The organism is Demequina gelatinilytica, from assembly GCF_000971115.1.
GTDB lineage: Bacteria > Actinomycetota > Actinomycetes > Actinomycetales > Demequinaceae > Demequina > Demequina gelatinilytica.
Map to the genome: position 1 here is coordinate 129,254 of NZ_BBLV01000004.1, position 15,285 is coordinate 144,538.

Below are 15,285 nucleotides of genomic sequence, written 5' to 3' on the forward strand. Positions count from 1 at the left end.
ACCGAGCCTACTAGCGGAGACAGCGAGGGGCGCGCCGCAGGCAAGGCCCACGGCGCGCCCCCGAATGATGCGCTGTCTTAGGAGACGTCGACCGAGATCGAGCCGTCGATGATGCCGGCCTTGATCGTGTCGAGGTTCGCGAGGACCTCCTCGGGCACGACGCCCTCGGCGAAGTCCGCGACGCCCACGCCCTCGTTCTCGAGCGTGCCCAGGTACGGGGTCGCCGAGAAGCCGGAGTCGACGGTCTCGGCGATGGTGTCGAACACCGAGTTGCCGATGTTCTTGAGCACCGAGGTGAGGACGATGTCCGCGTAGTCGGTGGTGACGGTCCAGTCGGAGTCCACACCGATCAGCCACGCGTCGCCGGCCGACTTCACGGCGGCGGCGGCACCGAGGCCCACGGGGCCCGCGACGGGCATGACCACGTCGGCGCCCTGGCTCAGGAACTCCTCCGTGACGTTCTGACCCTTCGACTGGTCGGAGAAGTCACCGGTGAACTGACCGTCGGTGCCGTCCCAGCCGAGGACCTTGACGTCGCCGCCCATCTCCTCGTTGTAGTACTCGGCGCCCGCGAGGAAGCCGTCCATGAAGATGGTGACCGACGGGATGTTCATGCCACCGAAGGTCGACAGCGTGCCCGACGCCGAGGCGCCCGCGGCCGCGTAGCCCGCGAGGAACGAGGCCTCGTCGGTGTCGAACGTGATCGGCTTGATGTTCGGGGCGTCGGTCTCACCGTTGTAGTCGTTGTCGGCGAGGTCGTCGATGATCGCGAAGTTGACGTCGGGGTTCGCGATCGCGGCCTCGACGGTCGCGCCCGAGAGCAGGAAGCCGACGGTGATGATCAGGTCGCAGCCCGCGGCGACCTGCGCCTCGATGTTGGGCAGGAAGTCGGCCTCGGTGGTCGACTCGGCGGAGGCGATCTCGATGCCGAGCTCGGACTCCGCGCGGGTCAGGCCCTCGTAGCCGGACTGGTTGAAGGACTTGTCGTCGAAGCCGCCCGAGTCCGAGACCATGCAGGCCTTGAAGTCGACGGTCTCGGCCGGCGCCTCGGCGGTGGCGGTCGCGGTGGAGTCCGCGGTCGCGCCCGGCGTGGTCGTCTCGTCCTCGGGCGCCGAGGCGCACGCGGCAAGGGTCAGCGCCGACACGGCGGCGACCGCACCCACACGGATGATGTTCTTCATCAGGTGATTCCCTCTGTTCGATATCCGCCCGGCTGCCACCGGGCTGGCGTACGGGTCATCGTACGGCCGCAATGTTACGGAAAGTGAAGGCTTCATTGCGCCGCGGCTACGATTCCGCAACGTTCAGGCCTCAGACAGGGCCCCCGCCGCATCCTTCACGCGCTGCGCCGCTGAGCGCACGGTGACCAGGATCGCCTCGTCCGACTCGACGACCACGGCATCGTCCACCCCCACGACGACCACGGGCTTGGTGCCGCCGACGACGAGCGGCGCGCTCGCGCCGACCATCGCGACCGGGGCGTCGCGGCCGATGGCGACGGCGCCGGAGAGCTCGGCGAGCGAGTCGAAGTCGCCGACGTCGTGCCACTCGAAGGAGGCGGGCACCACGGCCACCCCGCCCTCCGCGGCGACGGGCTCCGCGATCGCGTGGTCGATCGCGATCCTGGTGAGCGTGGGCCACACGCGCGCGAGCACCTCGGTGCGCTCGGGCCCGTCCCAGGCAGCAGCGATCTCGCGCACGCCGTCGGCCAGCGCGGGCTGCAGCCTGTCGAGGTGGCCCAGGAGCACGTCGGTACGCATGACGAACATGCCGGCGTTCCACGCGAAGCCGCCGCGGGCGAGCATGCCGGCGGCGGTCTCCGCGTCGGGCTTCTCGGTGAACGCGACCACGTGGCGCGCGTCACCGTCGAGCACCTCTCCCATCTCGATGTAGCCGAACGCCGTCGAGGGCTCGGTGGGCGTGATGCCGATGACCACCACCTTGCCGGTCGCGGCGACGCGCGCGGCCTCGCGGACGGTCGCCCGGAACATCTCGGCGTCAGGGATCACGTGGTCGGCCGCGAACGAGCCCATGACGCGCGGCCCCCACCGCTGCTCGATGAGCGCGGCCGCGAGCGCGATGGCCGCCATCGAGTCGCGCGGGCTGGGCTCCGTCACCAGGTTCGCGGCGGGCACCTGCGGCACCTGCGCCGCGACCGCAGGCGCGTGCCGCTCACCGGTGACGATGACCACGCGCTCGGAAAGCGGGCTCACGCGGGCGACCGTGTCCTGGATCAGCGTGGCGCCGGTGCCCAGGAGGTCGAGCAGGAACTTGGGACGATGCGGCTGGGACAGGGGCCACAGCCGCGAGCCCACCCCTCCGGCCGGGATGACGGTGATGAAATCATGCACGATGTCCGACACGATCAGGCCCCCCATGGTCGATTCATTCATGGCGACCACACTAGGATGCGAGGCAAGCCCGGAGAAGTGCTGTGAGGAGTCCTGTGTCACCGACGACGTTGTACCGAGGCCATGAAGGCATGTGGATGTGGGTGGTCCACCGTGTCACCGGAGTGGCCATCTTCTTCTTCCTGCTCATCCACGTCCTGGACACCACCCTGGTGCGCGTCTCCCCCGAGGCCTACAACGACGTGATCGGCAGCTACAAGACCCCGATCTACGGCCTGGTCGAGGCCGGACTGGTCGCGGCGATCATCCTCCACGCCTTCAACGGCCTGCGGATCATCGCGGTCGACCACTCCACGTGGGCGCTGCGCCACCAGAAGCAGCTCGTGTGGGCCGTGTGGATCATCTTCGTGGTGCTCATGGCCGGCTTCCTGCCCCGCCACCTCGGCCACGTCTTCGGAGGTGCCTGGTGACCGCATCGTCCCCCGAGTTCGTCCCCGGGCCCAAGATCAAGGAGCCCCGGATCCGGTCGGGCCGCGTGCGGCCCGGAGCCGAGCAGTGGTCGTGGCGCTTCATGCGCATCTCCGGCCCGATCCTGGTGGTCCTCATCCTCACGCACCTGTTCGTGAACCTCATGACGGGCGACGGCATCAGCCAGATCGACTTCGCGTTCGTGGCGGGCAAGTGGGCCGCGCCGCTGTGGCAGTGGTGGGACTTCCTCATGCTCGCGCTCGCGATGCTGCACGGCGGCAACGGCATGCGCCTGCTCATCAACGACTACGCGCACCGGGCGTGGCTGAAGAAGCTCCTGCACGGCGCGCTCGGCGTCGCCGTGATCGGCATCATCGTCCTGGGCTCGCTGGTGATCTGGACCTTCGACCCGTGCCCCGTGGATGCCGATCTGTCCCTGCTCCCCAGCTTCTGTGAGGATGTCCGATGACCCACCACGAGTACGACGTCGTCATCGTCGGCGCCGGCGGCGCCGGCATGCGTGCCGCCCTCGAGAGCTCGCAGCGCGCCCGCACGGCCGTGCTGACCAAGCTGTACCCCACCCGCTCGCACACGGGCGCGGCGCAGGGCGGCATGGCCGCGGCGCTCGCCAACGTCGAGGACGACAACGCCGAGTGGCACGTCTTCGACACCATCAAGGGCGGCGACTACCTGGTGGACCAGGACGCGGCGGAGATCCTGTGCAACGAGGCGATCGACGCGGTGCTCGACCTCGAGAAGATGGGCCTGCCGTTCAACCGCACGCCCGACGGCAAGGTGGACCAGCGCCGCTTCGGTGGCCACACGCGCAACCACGGCGAGGCCGCGGTGCGTCGCGCCTGCTACTCCGCGGACCGCACCGGTCACATGATCCTCCAGACGCTGTACCAGCAGTGCATCAAGCAGGAGGTCGAGTTCTTCAACGAGTACTACGTGCTCGACCTGATCCTCGACAAGGACCCGCAGGCCGCGGCGCCGGGCGAGGACGTCTCGGTCGCGGGCGTGGTCGCGCTCGAGCTGTCGACGGGCGAGATCCACACGTTCCGTGCCAAGTCGGTGATCTTCGCGACCGGCGGCGCGGGCAAGGTGTTCAAGACCACCTCCAACGCGCACACGCTCACGGGCGACGGCATGGGCATCGCGCTGGGCGCCGGCCTGCCGCTCGAGGACATGGAGTTCTTCCAGTTCCACCCGACGGGCCTCGCGGGGCTCGGGATCCTGCTGTCCGAGGCCGCGCGCGGCGAGGGCGGCATCCTGCGCAACTCCGAGGGCGAGCGGTTCATGGAGCGCTACGCCCCCACCATCAAGGACCTCGCCCCTCGCGACATGGTCGCCCGCGCGATGGCCAACGAGGTGCGCGAGGGCCGCGGCGCCGGGCCTCACAAGGACTACGTCCTCCTGGACCTCACGCACCTCGAGCCGGCGCATATCGACGAGAAGCTCCCGGACATCACCGAGTTCGCGCGCACCTACCTGGGCGTCGAGCCGTACACCGAGCCCGTACCGGTCTACCCGACCGCCCACTACGCGATGGGCGGCATCCCCACCACGGTGCAAGGCGAGGTGCTGCGCAACAACACCGACACCGTCAAGGGCCTCTATGCCGCCGGCGAGTGCGCATGCGTCTCCGTGCACGGCGCCAACCGCCTGGGCACCAACTCGCTGCTCGACATCAACGTCTTCGGCCGCCGCGCCGGCATCGCCGCCGCGGAGCACGCCGTCGCGACCGCGGAGGCCGCGGCCTTCCCGGACGATGCGGCGGCCCGGGTCGAGGGCATCGTCACCCGCCTGCTGGCGACCGTGGGCGGTTCCGGCACGGAGCGCGTCGCGGAGGTCCGCAAGGCGCTCCAGGAGACGATGGACCGCAACGTGCAGGTGTTCCGCGACGCCGCCTCCCTCGAGGAGGCGACCCGCGTGGTCGCCGAGCTCAAGGAGCGCTACAAGGACGTCGCCATCCACGACCGTGGCCAGCGCTTCAACACGGATCTCCTCGAGGCGATCGAGCTGGGCTTCCTGCTCGAGATCGCCGAGGTGGTGGTCGCGGGAGCGCTCGCCCGTCAGGAGTCGCGCGGCGGCCACTACCGCGAGGACTTCCCCACGCGCGACGATGAGAAGTTCATGCACCACACCATGGCGTACGCGACGGGTGAGGGGGTCCGCCTGGACACCAAGCCTGTGGTGGTGACCAAGTACCAGCCGATGGAGAGGAAGTACTGATGACGGCGACCGCCGAGTCCCCCGCTGTCGGCGAGGTCAAGGCCATGCAGGTCACGCTGCGCATCCTGCGCTCCAAGCCCGAGGGCTCGGATGAGCACGCGCCGGGCGAGCAGTACTGGCAGGAGTTCCAGGTCGAGGCGCACGCGACCGACCGCGTGCTCGACGCGCTCCACAAGATCAAGTGGGAGCAGGACGGCTCGCTCGCGTTCCGCCGCTCGTGCGCGCACGGCGTGTGCGGCTCGGACGCGATGCGGATCAACGCGCGCAACCGCCTCGCGTGCAAGACGCTGCTCAAGGACCTCAACCCGGCCAAGCCGATCATCGTCGAGCCCATCAAGGGCCTTCCGGTCGAGAAGGACCTCATCGTGGACATGGAGCCGTTCTTCGCCTCCTACCGCGAGATCATGCCGTTCCTCATGACCACGGGGAGCGCGCCCACGCGCGAGCGGCTGCAGTCGCCCGAGGAGCGCCAGCGCTTCGACGACACGACCAAGTGCATCATGTGCGCCGCGTGCACCACGTCCTGCCCGGTGTTCTGGACCGACGGCCAGTACTTCGGCCCCCAGGCCATCGTGGGCGCGCATCGGTTCATCTTCGACTCGCGCGACGAGGGCCAGTGGGACCGCCTCGAGATCCTCAACGACAAGGCGGGCGTCTGGAAGTGCCGCACCGCCTTCAACTGCACCGAGGCCTGCCCGCGCGGCATCGAGGTCACCAAGGCGATCTCCGAGGTCAAGCACGCGCTCACCACGGGAGAGATCTAGAGCCTCCCGCCCGCTGCGTCGCCGGCTCCACCGCACGGTGAGGCGGCGCAGCGGGCGATCCGTGGCCCGTGGCGCGACTCGCCGACGACACGCCGGGGAGCATGCGGCGGAACCGCGGATCGGTGCGGCCGAGCCGCGCAGATCGCGCGGACCCGGCCTAGAGTCGAACGGTGGACACCTGGGACGCGGGTGAGCTCTACGAGCGGTACATGGGCCGCTGGAGCCGTCGGCTCGCGCCCCCGTTCCTGGCCTGGCTCGACGCGGCCCCCGGCGCCCGGTGGCTCGACGTCGGCTGCGGGACCGGCGCGCTCGCCTCGGCGGTGCTCGATGCGTGCCATCCCGCGCTCGTGGTCGGCATCGATCCGTCCGAGGCGTTCGTCGCGGCGGCGCGCCACGGGATCCCGTCCGCCACGTTCGAGGTGGGCGACGCCGAGCTGCTGCCCTACCGGGACCGCTCCTTCGACGTGTGCGTGAGCGCGATCGCGCTCAACTTCGTCCCCGATCCCGCCCGGGCGCTCGCCGAGATGCGTCGGGTGACCGCGACCGGCGGCCGGATCGCCGCCTACGTGTGGGACTACGCGGGCGGGATGGAGCTGCTGCGTGCGTTCTGGGATGCCGCGGTCGCGCTTGACCCTGCGGCGGCGGAGCTCGACGAGGCGCGGCGGTTCCCCTTGTGCGCGCCGGGCGCGCTCGCATCCGCCTTCCGGGACGCGGGCCTGGTCGAGGTCGAGGGCCACGCGCTGCGGATGGAGACAGGGTTCGCCTCGTTCGACGAGTACTGGGCGCCGTTCCTCGGGGGTCAGGGGCCCGCGCCGTCCTACGTCGCGGGCCTTCCGCCGGCACGCCGTGCCGATCTGGAGGCGCGCCTCCGCGAGCGCATCGTTGCCCGGGCCGGAGGCGAGATCGTGATGACCGCAACCGCGTGGGCCGCCCAGGGCCGTGTGCCCGCCTGACCGGCGGGAAGCGACTGCGATCGACCACTGCGGCGCCAAGACCCGCGAGAACCGACCACCATCCACCACTTCCGGTGGGGGCCGCCCGGGCGAGGCTCAGTCGTCCGGCGCGTCCGGGTTGCGCACGGTCGCGCGCGCGGTGGTCACCGGGGTCCCGTGCCGCCGCGGCCCCTCGACCACCACCGTCGCCGGCTCGACGCTGTCGGCGTGGAACTGGCCCTCGTGGTGCTCGGCGTCATGCGCGCCGAGCCATGCGGCGCACATGAGGATGATGCGGTTGACGTAGTCGACGAACACCATGAGCGTGATCACTGCCGCCGAGGCGCCGAGCGCCGCGTTCTTGCTCGAGCCTCCCACGATGAACGACACCCCGAGCCGCAGCACCCCGATCGCGAGCGCGGCGAGCACGATCACCCACAGCACCCGCCACGACAGGCGCGCGCCGCCCAGCAGCATGAGCACCAGGGCGACGTACAGCATGTCCGCGATCACGCCCGCGCCGTATCCGATGAGCCTGATCTCCCAGGCGGGCACCGTGATGCCGACGGCATCCGCGATGGTCCTCGCCGCGCTGGACGCGACCACCTGGATGGTGACGCCCACCAGCGCGATGACGACGAGCGCGAACAGCCCGCCGACGTCGCGCAGCTTCCCGAGCACCGGCGAGGCCATCTCCTTGCCGAGCATGGTGCGCGTCGAGGTCCGCAGCCCGCGGATGAACTTGGTCGCGGTGTTGATCAGGATCAGGAAGGAGATGACGCCGACGATGCCGGCGATCGAGGTCGCGGAGCCCGAGCCGAGGTCGTCCGGCTTGATGATGCCGCTCTGGCCGTCCTCGGAGATGAGCCCGGGGACCGCATTCGCGAGGTAGTCCACCAGCTCCGCGCGGAGCTCGTCGTTGTTGGCGAGGAACACCGTCGCGAGCGTCGTCGCGACCACCAGGCCGGCCGTCACCGACGCCAGCGTGAAGTACGCGATCCCGGCGGACAGCACGGGCCCGTTCTGGATGGAGAAGCGCTTGAGCCCCCGCCCCCAGGACGAGCCGTCCCACCACTCCTTGTAGCCCTTGCCACGCTTCACGACCTCGGTGGCCTTGGCCTTGACGTCGGTGGTGGTCATCGGGCTCCTCGGCGTGTCAGCGGTGCAACGGGGGCAGCAGTCCCAGTCTGTCGTAAATGCGGTCCAGCGTCGTCTGGGCGAGGGCGGATGCCTTGGCCGCGCCGTCCGCGAGCACCGCATCGAGCTTCTCCGGCGACTCGATCCAGTCCATCGCGGCGTCGTGGAACGGGGTCAGGTACTCCACCACCACCTCGGCGAGGTCAACCTTGAGGTGGCCGTACATCTTCCCCTCGTAGTCCGCCACGAGCGAGGCGACCGACTGGCCGGTGAGCGCCGAGTAGATGGTGAGGAGGTTCGACACGCCGGCCTTCGCCTCGCGATCGAACGCGATCACGGTGTCGGAGTCCGTGGTCGCCGCCTTGATGTTCTTCGCGACCTTCTTCGGGTCGTCGAGCATCTCGATGACGCCCTTGGGGTTGCCGTTCGACTTCGACATCTTCCTGGTCGGCTCGACCAGGTCGTAGATCTTCGCGGTCTCCTTGACGATGTGGGGCTCCGGGACCACCACGGTCCCCTCCCCCAGGCGCGTGTTGAGGCGCTCCGCCAGGTTGCGCGAGAGCTCGAGGTGCTGGCGCTGGTCCTCGCCCACGGGGACCACATCCGCGTCGTACAGCAGGATGTCCGCGGCCATGAGGATGGGATACGTGAACAGGCCCACGTTCGCGCCGGACTCGCCCGTCTTCTGGGCCTTGTCCTTGAACTGCGTCATGCGGGACGCCTCGCCCATGCCGGTGAAGGTCGACAGCACCCACGCGAGCTCCGCGTGCTGCGGCACGTGCGACTGCACGAAGCACAGCGAGCGCTCGGGGTCGACGCCCGCCGCGAGGTACTGCGCCGCGGTGCGGCGCGTCCGCGCCCGCAGGAGCTCCGGGTCCGGCCCGGTGGTGAGCGCGTGGAGGTCCACCACGGAGTAGATCGCGTGGTGGGTGTCCTGGAGCTTCACCCACTCGACCAGCGCGCCCAGGTAGTTGCCGAGGTGCAGGGAGTCGGAGGTGGGCTGCATGCCCGAGAACACACGTGTCATGGGGTCATTGTTCCAAACAATGCGCGCATCGCCGCACCCCCACCCTCCGACGGTGCGAACGGATCTCCGCGCGCCACGCGGGGCCGACGGCCCGCATCGTGCTCCCTCATCGGCATGTCGCGGCGAACTCCGTTGCGGCTGTCAGGGGGGAGGGAGACGAGGCGTCAGGTGGCCTCGGTGTCGAAGGGCGCCTCCCCGGGAGGGGCGTCGGGAAGACGACGAGCCGTCGCCGTCCTGATGGACGGCGACGGCTCGTTGAGCGCCTCGCGGACGATGCGCCGCGGGTCGTACTGGCGGGGGTCGAGCTGCGACCAGTCGACGTCGTTCCCGACCTCGGCCTTGAGCGTCGCCTTGCTCGACTGGAACATGTCCCTGCCGCGCACCACGAGGCCGCGCAGCTGCTTCGCGTACTCCGGCATCCTCTCGGGTCCGATCACCACGATGGCGACCAGCACGAGGATGAGGAGCTCCCCGCCGTTGATATCGAGCATGCGCCTATTCTGACGGCTCCGGGAAGAGACGGCCGCCAAGCCCGCCGTCCTCCTGGTCCTGGTTCTGCTGCGTGTCCTCCTCCGAGCTGTCCTCGAAGGTCACCTCGGTGTTGGCCACGAGCGTCACCGACACCTCGCGCTCGTCGTCCCCGGTCGTGACCGTGAGGCTGACCGTGTCGCCGGGTGCCTTGGCACGGATCGCGACGATGAGCTCGTCGGAACGGGTGATGGGACGGCCGTCGATCGCGGTGATGATGTCGCCGGGCTCGATGCCCGCCTCGTCGGCGGGGCCGCCCGCGACCACGCCGCCGGTGACGTCCGCCACCTTGATGCCCTCGCCGGTGTACGTGCTGTCGAGGCTCACACCGATCATCGGGTACGTGGCCTCGCCGGTCGCGATGATCTCCTCGGCGGTGCGACGCGCCTGGTTCGACGTGATCGCGAAGCCCAGGCCCACGGAGCCGGCCGTCTCGGAGGAGGTGCCGAGCGACGCGATGGCCGAGTTGATGCCGATCACCTCGCCGGACGAGTTGATGAGCGGACCGCCGGAGTTCCCCGGGTTGATGGCCGCGTCGGTCTGGATCGCGTCGATGAACGCGGTCGAGCCGGTGTCGCCGGCCGTCACGGGACGGTGGAGCGCGGAGACGATGCCGGTGGTGACGGTGGACTCGAGGCCCAGCGGCGAGCCGACCGCGATGACGTCGTCGCCGACCACGAGCTCGTCGGAGTCGCCGAGGACGAGCGGCGTGAGGCCGTCCTTGTCGATCTTCACCACGGCGAGGTCGTAGTCCGCGGTCGCGCCGACGACGCTGCCGTCGTACTCGGTCCCGTCGCTCATGACGACCGTCACGGTGTCGTTGTCCGAGCCCTCGACCACGTGGTTGTTGGTGAGGATGTAGCCGTCCTCACGGATGATGAAGCCCGAGCCCTCCGCGGCCTCCTGGCCGTTCTGGATGTTCTCGATCGAGACCACGGACGGCATCACCGCGGACGCGATCGCCGCGACGGTGTTCTCATCCGTGCTCGAGATGGTCGAGCTGCTCGAGGTCGGCAGGGTCGAGCCGGTCGACGTCGACGCCGTGCCGGTCGAGGACGAGGAGTCGGCGACGAACGAGTCGTACGCCCACGCTCCGCCGAAGCCGGCACCCGCGGCGAGCACGAGCGAGCCGACGACGAGGGCGGCGATGGCGCCGCCGCCGAGGCCGCGGCGCCTCTCGGGCGCGGCGCCTGCCTCCGAGGGGGCGTCGGTCGGCGGCTCATGCGGGGGCGCGAAGACCGGGTCGATCGTCGGAGCCGGCGGCGCGGCCGGCTGCGCGGGGGCGGCGACGGTCGCCGCGGGGACGTAGGCCGGCGTGAGCTCGACGGTGTCGTTGATGGCAGGCGCGTCGTGCGCCGACGCGGGCTCGGAGTCCTCCACACGCACGGTGGCGGCCTGGTCCTGGTTGGCAGTCGGCTCGGAGGACGAGCCGGAGTCGTCGCGCGGGGGCGCGAACGGGTTGTCGGTCATGCGGGTGTCTCCCCTATCGGGCTAGCGACCGGTGAGGGCGTCGCCGAAGACGCCCAGACCGGCGATGATCTGGTCGACGAAGCCGGGCTCGTCGTCCTCCGGGAACGCGGTGGCGACCTCCTCGAGGGTCTCCTCGGCGCACTCGCACGAGAGGAGCACCACGACGTCGCCCGTCTGCCAGACGATGCGAGTCGGGTCGGTGCCGACCACATAACCGTCGAGGCCCTCGGTGGTGGTGCGCGGCAGATCGGCCACACGCTCCTCCGCAAGCCTTCCCTGCTGCTCGAGGACGAGCACAGGCTCGATGTCCGAGAGCAGGGTGTAGGCGAGCACGCGAGCGCCCTGGGGCGTCTCCCGTACCGAGGCCTCCACGGGTTCGAATCCACTCGACTGCCAATCCGGGTGGATCCAGCCGTCCGTCGGGACCCAGCCACGCATGGTGCTGGAGTCCATCCGGGCGACGCTGAGCATTCCGGTCTCGGATGAGGCCGTGATGCCAGGATCGATGTCGTCAGGCTCGCCCGCGACGTACGCGGCGCCGAGCACGGCGACCAGGAGCAGGGTGACCGACAGCGACAGCACCACGGGGCGCCGGTCGCGGCCGCGCGCGGCGCGAGCGTCGCGGCGCGTCTCGTGGGACGCGACCTGGGCCATGTGCTCGCGGTCCAGCAGACGGCGAGCGAAGGTCATGTCGATGCCGGCCTCGGACGAGTGCAGCGCCTCGCGCGCGGCGCGCAGCTCGCTCCAGCGCTGCGTGCACTCGTCGCACGCGTCGAGGTGACGCATCGCATCGGCGGCCGCCTCGCGGGGCAGCCGGTTGTCCAGGAGGTCGTGGATCCGCTCGCCCAGGTGCCGTCCTGTCACGCGCCACCTCGCATGGGAGCGCGGTGGGCGAGCGACTGGCGCAGGCGCGCACGGGCCCGGGACAGGCGCGAGCGGACCGTGCCCATCTTAATGCCGAGCGTCGCGGCGATCTCCTCGTAGGACAGGCCCTCGATGTCGCTCAGGACCACGGCCGCGCGGTACTCCGGCGGGAGGTCGGCAAGCGCCTCGATAATGTCGTCGCCCAGGTTCGCCATGTCGAAGGCGTCCTCGGGCTGACCCGAGCGCTCGTGGCGGTCGAAGCTGTCGGACGTCGCCACGGCCGCGTCGTCGTCCGCCATGAAGTCGAAGCGGATGCGCTTCTTGCGACGCATGCGGTCGAGGAACAGGTTGGTGGTGATGCGGTGCAGCCAGCCCTCGAAGGTGCCGGGCTTGTACTGCGACAGCGAGTTGAAGACGCGGACGAAGACGTCCTGCGTGAGGTCCTCGGCATCGTGCTGGTTGCCGGTGAGGTGGTACGCGAGCCGGTACACGCGGGCCGAGTGCTGGGCGACGATGCTCTCCCAGGTGAGCTCGGGCGCGGCGGCAGGGGTGATCGTCTCGGCCGGGACGGCGGTCTCGGTCATCGTGCTCCCCTCATGGCTTCCCTTGCTACAACGGGTCCTGATACGTCCATGTTCCCACGCGCACCTGAGAGTTCGCTGGGACCGTGCGGCTAGGCTGACCCCGTGAGGGAGGCGTCATGAGCATCGAGGCAGCGAACTGGGCGTATGCCGAGGACTTCGTCGAGGAGGATCGCGTGGTCCTCGAGGCGCGCGACGTCGCCGACGAGCTGGGCTGCGTGCCCGTCCTCCCCGGAGCCTCGCGCGCGATCCAGGTGCTCGCGAAGGCGATGAAGGCCACCACGGCCGTGGAGATCGGCACGGGTGCGGGGGTCTCGCTCACGTACCTGCTGCGCGGCATGGCGCCCGGCGGCGTGGTCACCACGATCGACGTCGAGCCGGAGCACCACAAGGCGGCGCGGCGCACCATCGCCGCGGCCGGCTTCGCGCCGGAACGGGCCCGCATGATCACGGGCCGTGCGCTCGACGTGCTCCCGCGGCTCACGGACGGCGGGTACGACATCGTCCTCATCGACGCACGGAAGTCCGAGTACCCCGCATACCTCGAGCACGCGATGCGGCTGCTGCGCTCGGGCGGCCTGCTGCTCATCGACAACGCCCTGTGGCACGGGCGCGTCCCGGACCCGGCGCAGCGCGACAAGGACACGACCGCGGTGCGCGAGACGCTCAAGGCCGTCCGCGAGGACGAGCGCCTCACCATCGCGCTGCTCGACGCGGGCGACGGCCTGCTGGCCGCCGTCAAGGAATGACACGACCCCGGCGCCGTCGAAGGACGATGCCGGGGTCGCGGAAGCGTGAAGCTGCGGCGGTTGCCTACTGGATCGCCGCGTGGAGCGCGTCGCCGAGCGCCTTGACCTCGTCGGCGGTGATCTCGACCACGAGGCGGCCGCCGCCCTCGAGCGGGACCCGCATGACGTAGCTGCGACCCTCCTTCACGACCTCCATAGGGCCGTCACCGGTGCGGGGCTTCATTGCAGCCATCGTCTTGTTCTCCTCAGATGCGTCGCACGCCGTCCGTCGCGGCGTTGCCCCTGATTCTACTGCGGGCCTCAGACCGTTCCCAAATCCCTCCCCCGTGTCGCACCCCGGCTCAGACCTCGCGATGCGGCGCGGTGGCGAGCCTTACGGCCTCCTCGGGCGAGTCGGTGATGCGGAGCAGGTCCAGGTCGTGGGGCGCGACCTTGCCCTCATGCGCGACGGAGCGACGCAGCCAGGTGACGAGCCCGCCCCAGTAGTCGCTGCCGAGCAGGACGATGGGGAACCGCCTCACGGTGCGGGTCTGGACCAGCGTCAGGCACTCGAACAGCTCGTCGAGCGTGCCGAACCCTCCCGGCAGCGCGATGAAGCCCTGGGAGTACTTCACGAACATGGTCTTGCGCACGAAGAAGTAGCGGAAGTGGATGCCGAGGTTGATGTACTCGTTCATGCCCTGCTCGTGAGGGAGCTCGATGCCGAGGCCCACGGAGACGCCGCCCGCCTCGGACGCGCCCTTGTTCGCCGCCTCCATGCAACCCGGGCCGCCGCCCGTGATGACCGCGTGACCCGACTCGACCAGCAGCCGCCCCACCTCGACGCCGGCCACGTACTCCGGCGAGTCGGGCGCCGAGCGCGCCGAGCCGTAGACGGTGATCGCGGGGCCCAGCTCGGCGAGGGCGCCGAAGCCCTCGACGAACTCGGACTGGATGCGGAGCACGCGCCATGGGTCGCCATGGACCCAGTCCGCGCGGTTGCGCTCGTCGAGCAGACGCTCCGAGGTCGACGTCGTCGGCACGTTGCGTCCCCTCAGCACGACGGGACCCTTGCGGTACTCCTTCATCTGTCCTCCTCAGGACGTCAGCCATGCCTCCAGACCCGCACGGCAGTTGCGGATGTCGGACACGGGGCAGCGCTCGTCGTCTGCGTGCGCGAGCTCGGGGTCGCCGGGGCCGTAGTTCACCGCGGGGATCCCCAGCTCGCCGAAGCGGGCGACATCCGTCCAGCCCTGCTTCGCGCGCGGCGCCTCGACCCCCGTCGCCGCCACCGAAGCCGCGAACGATGCGGCGAGCGGGGCGTCCAGGCCGGGACGGGCGGCGCCGGACAGGTCGGTGTAGGTCAGCGCGTAGCGGTCGAGCCCCGCGGATGCGACCAGGCCCTCGAGCCGCTCCTGCGCCTGCTTGAGCGTCCAGCTCGGCGCGAAGCGGTAGTTGATGGTGACGATGCACTCGTCCGGGATCACGTTGCCCGCGATGCCGCCAGCGATGCCGACGGCGTTGATGCCCTCGCGGTACTCGAGCCCGTCCACCAGGATCGTCTCCGCCTCGTAGGCGGCGAGCGCGGCGAGCAGCGGTGCCGCGCGATGGATCGCGTTCTCGCCCTTCCACGCCCGTGCGCTGTGCGCGGCGCGTCCCGGGATGCGGACCTCGGCGCGCATCGTCCCGTTGCACCCGCCCTCGATGACGCCGGACGTGGGCTCGCACAGCACCGCGAAGTCGCCCGCGACCAGGTCGGGGCGCTCCCGTGCGACGCGGCCGAGCCCGTTGCGCACCGCCTCGACCTCCTCCTGGTCGTAGAACACCCAGGTGATGTCCCGCGTGGGCGCATCGAGCGCGGCGGCCAGCGAGAGCTGGACCGCGACGCCCGCCTTCATGTCGACGGAGCCGCGTCCCACGAGCTCCCCGTCCACGGACCACTCCCCCGGGACGTTGCCCTTGATGGGCACGGTGTCGAGGTGCCCGGCGATCACCACGCGCTCGGCGCGGCCCAGGTCCGTGCGGGCGACGATCGCGTTGCCCAGGCGGATCACGTCGAGGTGCGCGAGCGGCGCGAGGGCGGCCTCGACGGCATCCGCGATGCGGTCTTCGTTGCCGGAGACCGACGGGATGTCCACCAGGGCCTTCGCGAGCTCTTCCACGGGGGCGGTCAGGTCGAGGTGCGTCATGGCGTCAGCCT

The 15,285-nt window shown here is 70.4% G+C and carries 17 protein-coding genes; 6 read left to right on the forward strand and 11 right to left on the reverse strand.

The genetic code is table 11. The features are described 5' to 3' along the window. Positions 1-77: 77 nt before the first annotated feature. The gene (locus AOM00_RS04450) at positions 78-1,181 is read right to left on the reverse strand and encodes a BMP family lipoprotein (RefSeq protein WP_062516636.1); all 1,104 of its coding nucleotides are present in this window, start codon (positions 1,179-1,181) and stop codon (positions 78-80) included. Positions 1,182-1,304: 123 nt separating this feature from the next. Beyond that, complete coding sequence (locus AOM00_RS04455) at positions 1,305-2,393, reverse strand: mannose-1-phosphate guanylyltransferase (RefSeq protein WP_062516637.1); 1,089 nt, start codon at positions 2,391-2,393, stop codon at positions 1,305-1,307. 89 nt (positions 2,394-2,482) lie between these two features. On the opposite strand from AOM00_RS04455, the gene sdhC reads away from it, so the two are divergent. The 5 genes from sdhC to AOM00_RS04480 all read left to right on the forward strand — a co-directional run bounded on the left by sdhC (position 2,483) and on the right by AOM00_RS04480 (position 6,771). Then, the gene (gene sdhC, locus AOM00_RS04460; protein ID WP_062516638.1) at positions 2,483-2,821 is read left to right on the forward strand and encodes a succinate dehydrogenase, cytochrome b556 subunit; all 339 of its coding nucleotides are present in this window, start codon (positions 2,483-2,485) and stop codon (positions 2,819-2,821) included. After that, complete coding sequence (locus AOM00_RS04465; protein ID WP_228373403.1) at positions 2,818-3,288, forward strand: succinate dehydrogenase hydrophobic membrane anchor subunit; 471 nt, start codon at positions 2,818-2,820, stop codon at positions 3,286-3,288. Before sdhC ends, AOM00_RS04465 begins: the two co-directional genes overlap by 4 nt. Beyond that, a complete protein-coding gene (gene sdhA / locus AOM00_RS04470) occupies positions 3,285-5,054 on the forward strand; it encodes a succinate dehydrogenase flavoprotein subunit (protein ID WP_062516639.1) in 1,770 nt (589 codons plus the stop codon). The genes AOM00_RS04465 and sdhA overlap by 4 nt, the downstream gene beginning before the upstream one ends. Then, complete coding sequence (locus AOM00_RS04475) at positions 5,054-5,818, forward strand: succinate dehydrogenase iron-sulfur subunit (protein WP_062516640.1); 765 nt, start codon at positions 5,054-5,056, stop codon at positions 5,816-5,818. The genes sdhA and AOM00_RS04475 overlap by 1 nt, the downstream gene beginning before the upstream one ends. Positions 5,819-5,988: 170 nt before the next feature. Next, positions 5,989-6,771, forward strand: coding sequence for a class I SAM-dependent methyltransferase (locus tag AOM00_RS04480; RefSeq protein WP_228373404.1), 783 nt, complete (start codon positions 5,989-5,991; stop codon positions 6,769-6,771). A gap of 96 nt (positions 6,772-6,867) precedes the next feature. On the opposite strand, the gene AOM00_RS04485 is transcribed toward AOM00_RS04480, so the two are convergent. The 6 genes from AOM00_RS04485 to sigE all read right to left on the reverse strand — a co-directional run bounded on the left by AOM00_RS04485 (position 6,868) and on the right by sigE (position 12,360). Further along, positions 6,868-7,890 carry a YihY/virulence factor BrkB family protein gene (locus AOM00_RS04485; protein WP_062516641.1) on the reverse strand — a complete coding sequence of 341 codons (1,023 nt, stop codon included), beginning with the start codon at positions 7,888-7,890 and terminating at the stop codon, positions 6,868-6,870. Between the two features lie 16 nt (positions 7,891-7,906). Continuing rightward, positions 7,907-8,914 (reverse strand): tryptophan--tRNA ligase, encoded by a 1,008-nt coding sequence (gene trpS, locus AOM00_RS04490; RefSeq protein ID WP_062516642.1) that lies wholly within the window; start codon positions 8,912-8,914, stop codon positions 7,907-7,909. 164 nt (positions 8,915-9,078) lie between these two features. Further along, positions 9,079-9,405 (reverse strand): twin-arginine translocase TatA/TatE family subunit, encoded by a 327-nt coding sequence (locus AOM00_RS04495; protein WP_062516643.1) that lies wholly within the window; start codon positions 9,403-9,405, stop codon positions 9,079-9,081. A gap of 4 nt (positions 9,406-9,409) precedes the next feature. Further along, a complete protein-coding gene (locus AOM00_RS04500; protein WP_082096585.1) occupies positions 9,410-10,912 on the reverse strand; it encodes a S1C family serine protease in 1,503 nt (500 codons plus the stop codon). Positions 10,913-10,933: 21 nt separating this feature from the next. Next, positions 10,934-11,776: an anti-sigma factor family protein gene (locus AOM00_RS04505; RefSeq protein ID WP_062516644.1), complete on the reverse strand. Its 843-nt coding sequence runs from the start codon at positions 11,774-11,776 to the stop codon at positions 10,934-10,936. Continuing rightward, the gene (sigE, locus tag AOM00_RS04510) at positions 11,773-12,360 is read right to left on the reverse strand and encodes an RNA polymerase sigma factor SigE (protein ID WP_062516645.1); all 588 of its coding nucleotides are present in this window, start codon (positions 12,358-12,360) and stop codon (positions 11,773-11,775) included. Before sigE ends, AOM00_RS04505 begins: the two co-directional genes overlap by 4 nt. Positions 12,361-12,476: 116 nt before the next feature. Between sigE and AOM00_RS04515 the strand changes: the two genes are divergently transcribed. Beyond that, positions 12,477-13,106: an O-methyltransferase gene (locus AOM00_RS04515; protein ID WP_062516646.1), complete on the forward strand. Its 630-nt coding sequence runs from the start codon at positions 12,477-12,479 to the stop codon at positions 13,104-13,106. Positions 13,107-13,170: 64 nt separating this feature from the next. Here the strand turns inward: AOM00_RS04515 and AOM00_RS15165 are convergent, their stop codons facing one another. The 3 genes from AOM00_RS15165 to dapE form a co-directional block, all read right to left on the reverse strand. Continuing rightward, positions 13,171-13,338 (reverse strand): DUF3117 domain-containing protein, encoded by a 168-nt coding sequence (locus tag AOM00_RS15165; protein ID WP_082096586.1) that lies wholly within the window; start codon positions 13,336-13,338, stop codon positions 13,171-13,173. A 109-nt stretch (positions 13,339-13,447) separates the two neighbouring features. After that, the gene (locus tag AOM00_RS04520) at positions 13,448-14,173 is read right to left on the reverse strand and encodes an LOG family protein (RefSeq protein ID WP_062516647.1); all 726 of its coding nucleotides are present in this window, start codon (positions 14,171-14,173) and stop codon (positions 13,448-13,450) included. Positions 14,174-14,182: 9 nt separating this feature from the next. Next, positions 14,183-15,274 carry a succinyl-diaminopimelate desuccinylase gene (gene dapE, locus AOM00_RS04525; protein ID WP_062516648.1) on the reverse strand — a complete coding sequence of 364 codons (1,092 nt, stop codon included), beginning with the start codon at positions 15,272-15,274 and terminating at the stop codon, positions 14,183-14,185. Between the last annotated feature and the right edge of the window lie 11 nt (positions 15,275-15,285).

Coding starts and splice junctions, on each gene's coding strand:
- AOM00_RS04450 (WP_062516636.1), bottom strand. CDS start 1,181: ATGAAGAACATCATCCGTGTGGGTGCGGTCGCCGCCGTGTCGGCGCTG.
- AOM00_RS04455 (WP_062516637.1), bottom strand. CDS start 2,393: ATGAATGAATCGACCATGGGGGGCCTGATCGTGTCGGACATCGTGCAT.
- sdhC (WP_062516638.1), top strand. CDS start 2,483: ATGTGGATGTGGGTGGTCCACCGTGTCACCGGAGTGGCCATCTTCTTC.
- sdhA (WP_062516639.1), top strand. CDS start 3,285: ATGACCCACCACGAGTACGACGTCGTCATCGTCGGCGCCGGCGGCGCC.
- AOM00_RS04475 (WP_062516640.1), top strand. CDS start 5,054: ATGACGGCGACCGCCGAGTCCCCCGCTGTCGGCGAGGTCAAGGCCATG.
- AOM00_RS04485 (WP_062516641.1), bottom strand. CDS start 7,890: ATGACCACCACCGACGTCAAGGCCAAGGCCACCGAGGTCGTGAAGCGT.
- trpS (WP_062516642.1), bottom strand. CDS start 8,914: ATGACACGTGTGTTCTCGGGCATGCAGCCCACCTCCGACTCCCTGCAC.
- AOM00_RS04495 (WP_062516643.1), bottom strand. CDS start 9,405: ATGCTCGATATCAACGGCGGGGAGCTCCTCATCCTCGTGCTGGTCGCC.
- AOM00_RS04500 (WP_082096585.1), bottom strand. CDS start 10,912: ATGACCGACAACCCGTTCGCGCCCCCGCGCGACGACTCCGGCTCGTCC.
- sigE (WP_062516645.1), bottom strand. CDS start 12,360: ATGACCGAGACCGCCGTCCCGGCCGAGACGATCACCCCTGCCGCCGCG.
- AOM00_RS04515 (WP_062516646.1), top strand. CDS start 12,477: ATGAGCATCGAGGCAGCGAACTGGGCGTATGCCGAGGACTTCGTCGAG.
- AOM00_RS15165 (WP_082096586.1), bottom strand. CDS start 13,338: ATGGCTGCAATGAAGCCCCGCACCGGTGACGGCCCTATGGAGGTCGTG.
- AOM00_RS04520 (WP_062516647.1), bottom strand. CDS start 14,173: ATGAAGGAGTACCGCAAGGGTCCCGTCGTGCTGAGGGGACGCAACGTG.
- dapE (WP_062516648.1), bottom strand. CDS start 15,274: ATGACGCACCTCGACCTGACCGCCCCCGTGGAAGAGCTCGCGAAGGCC.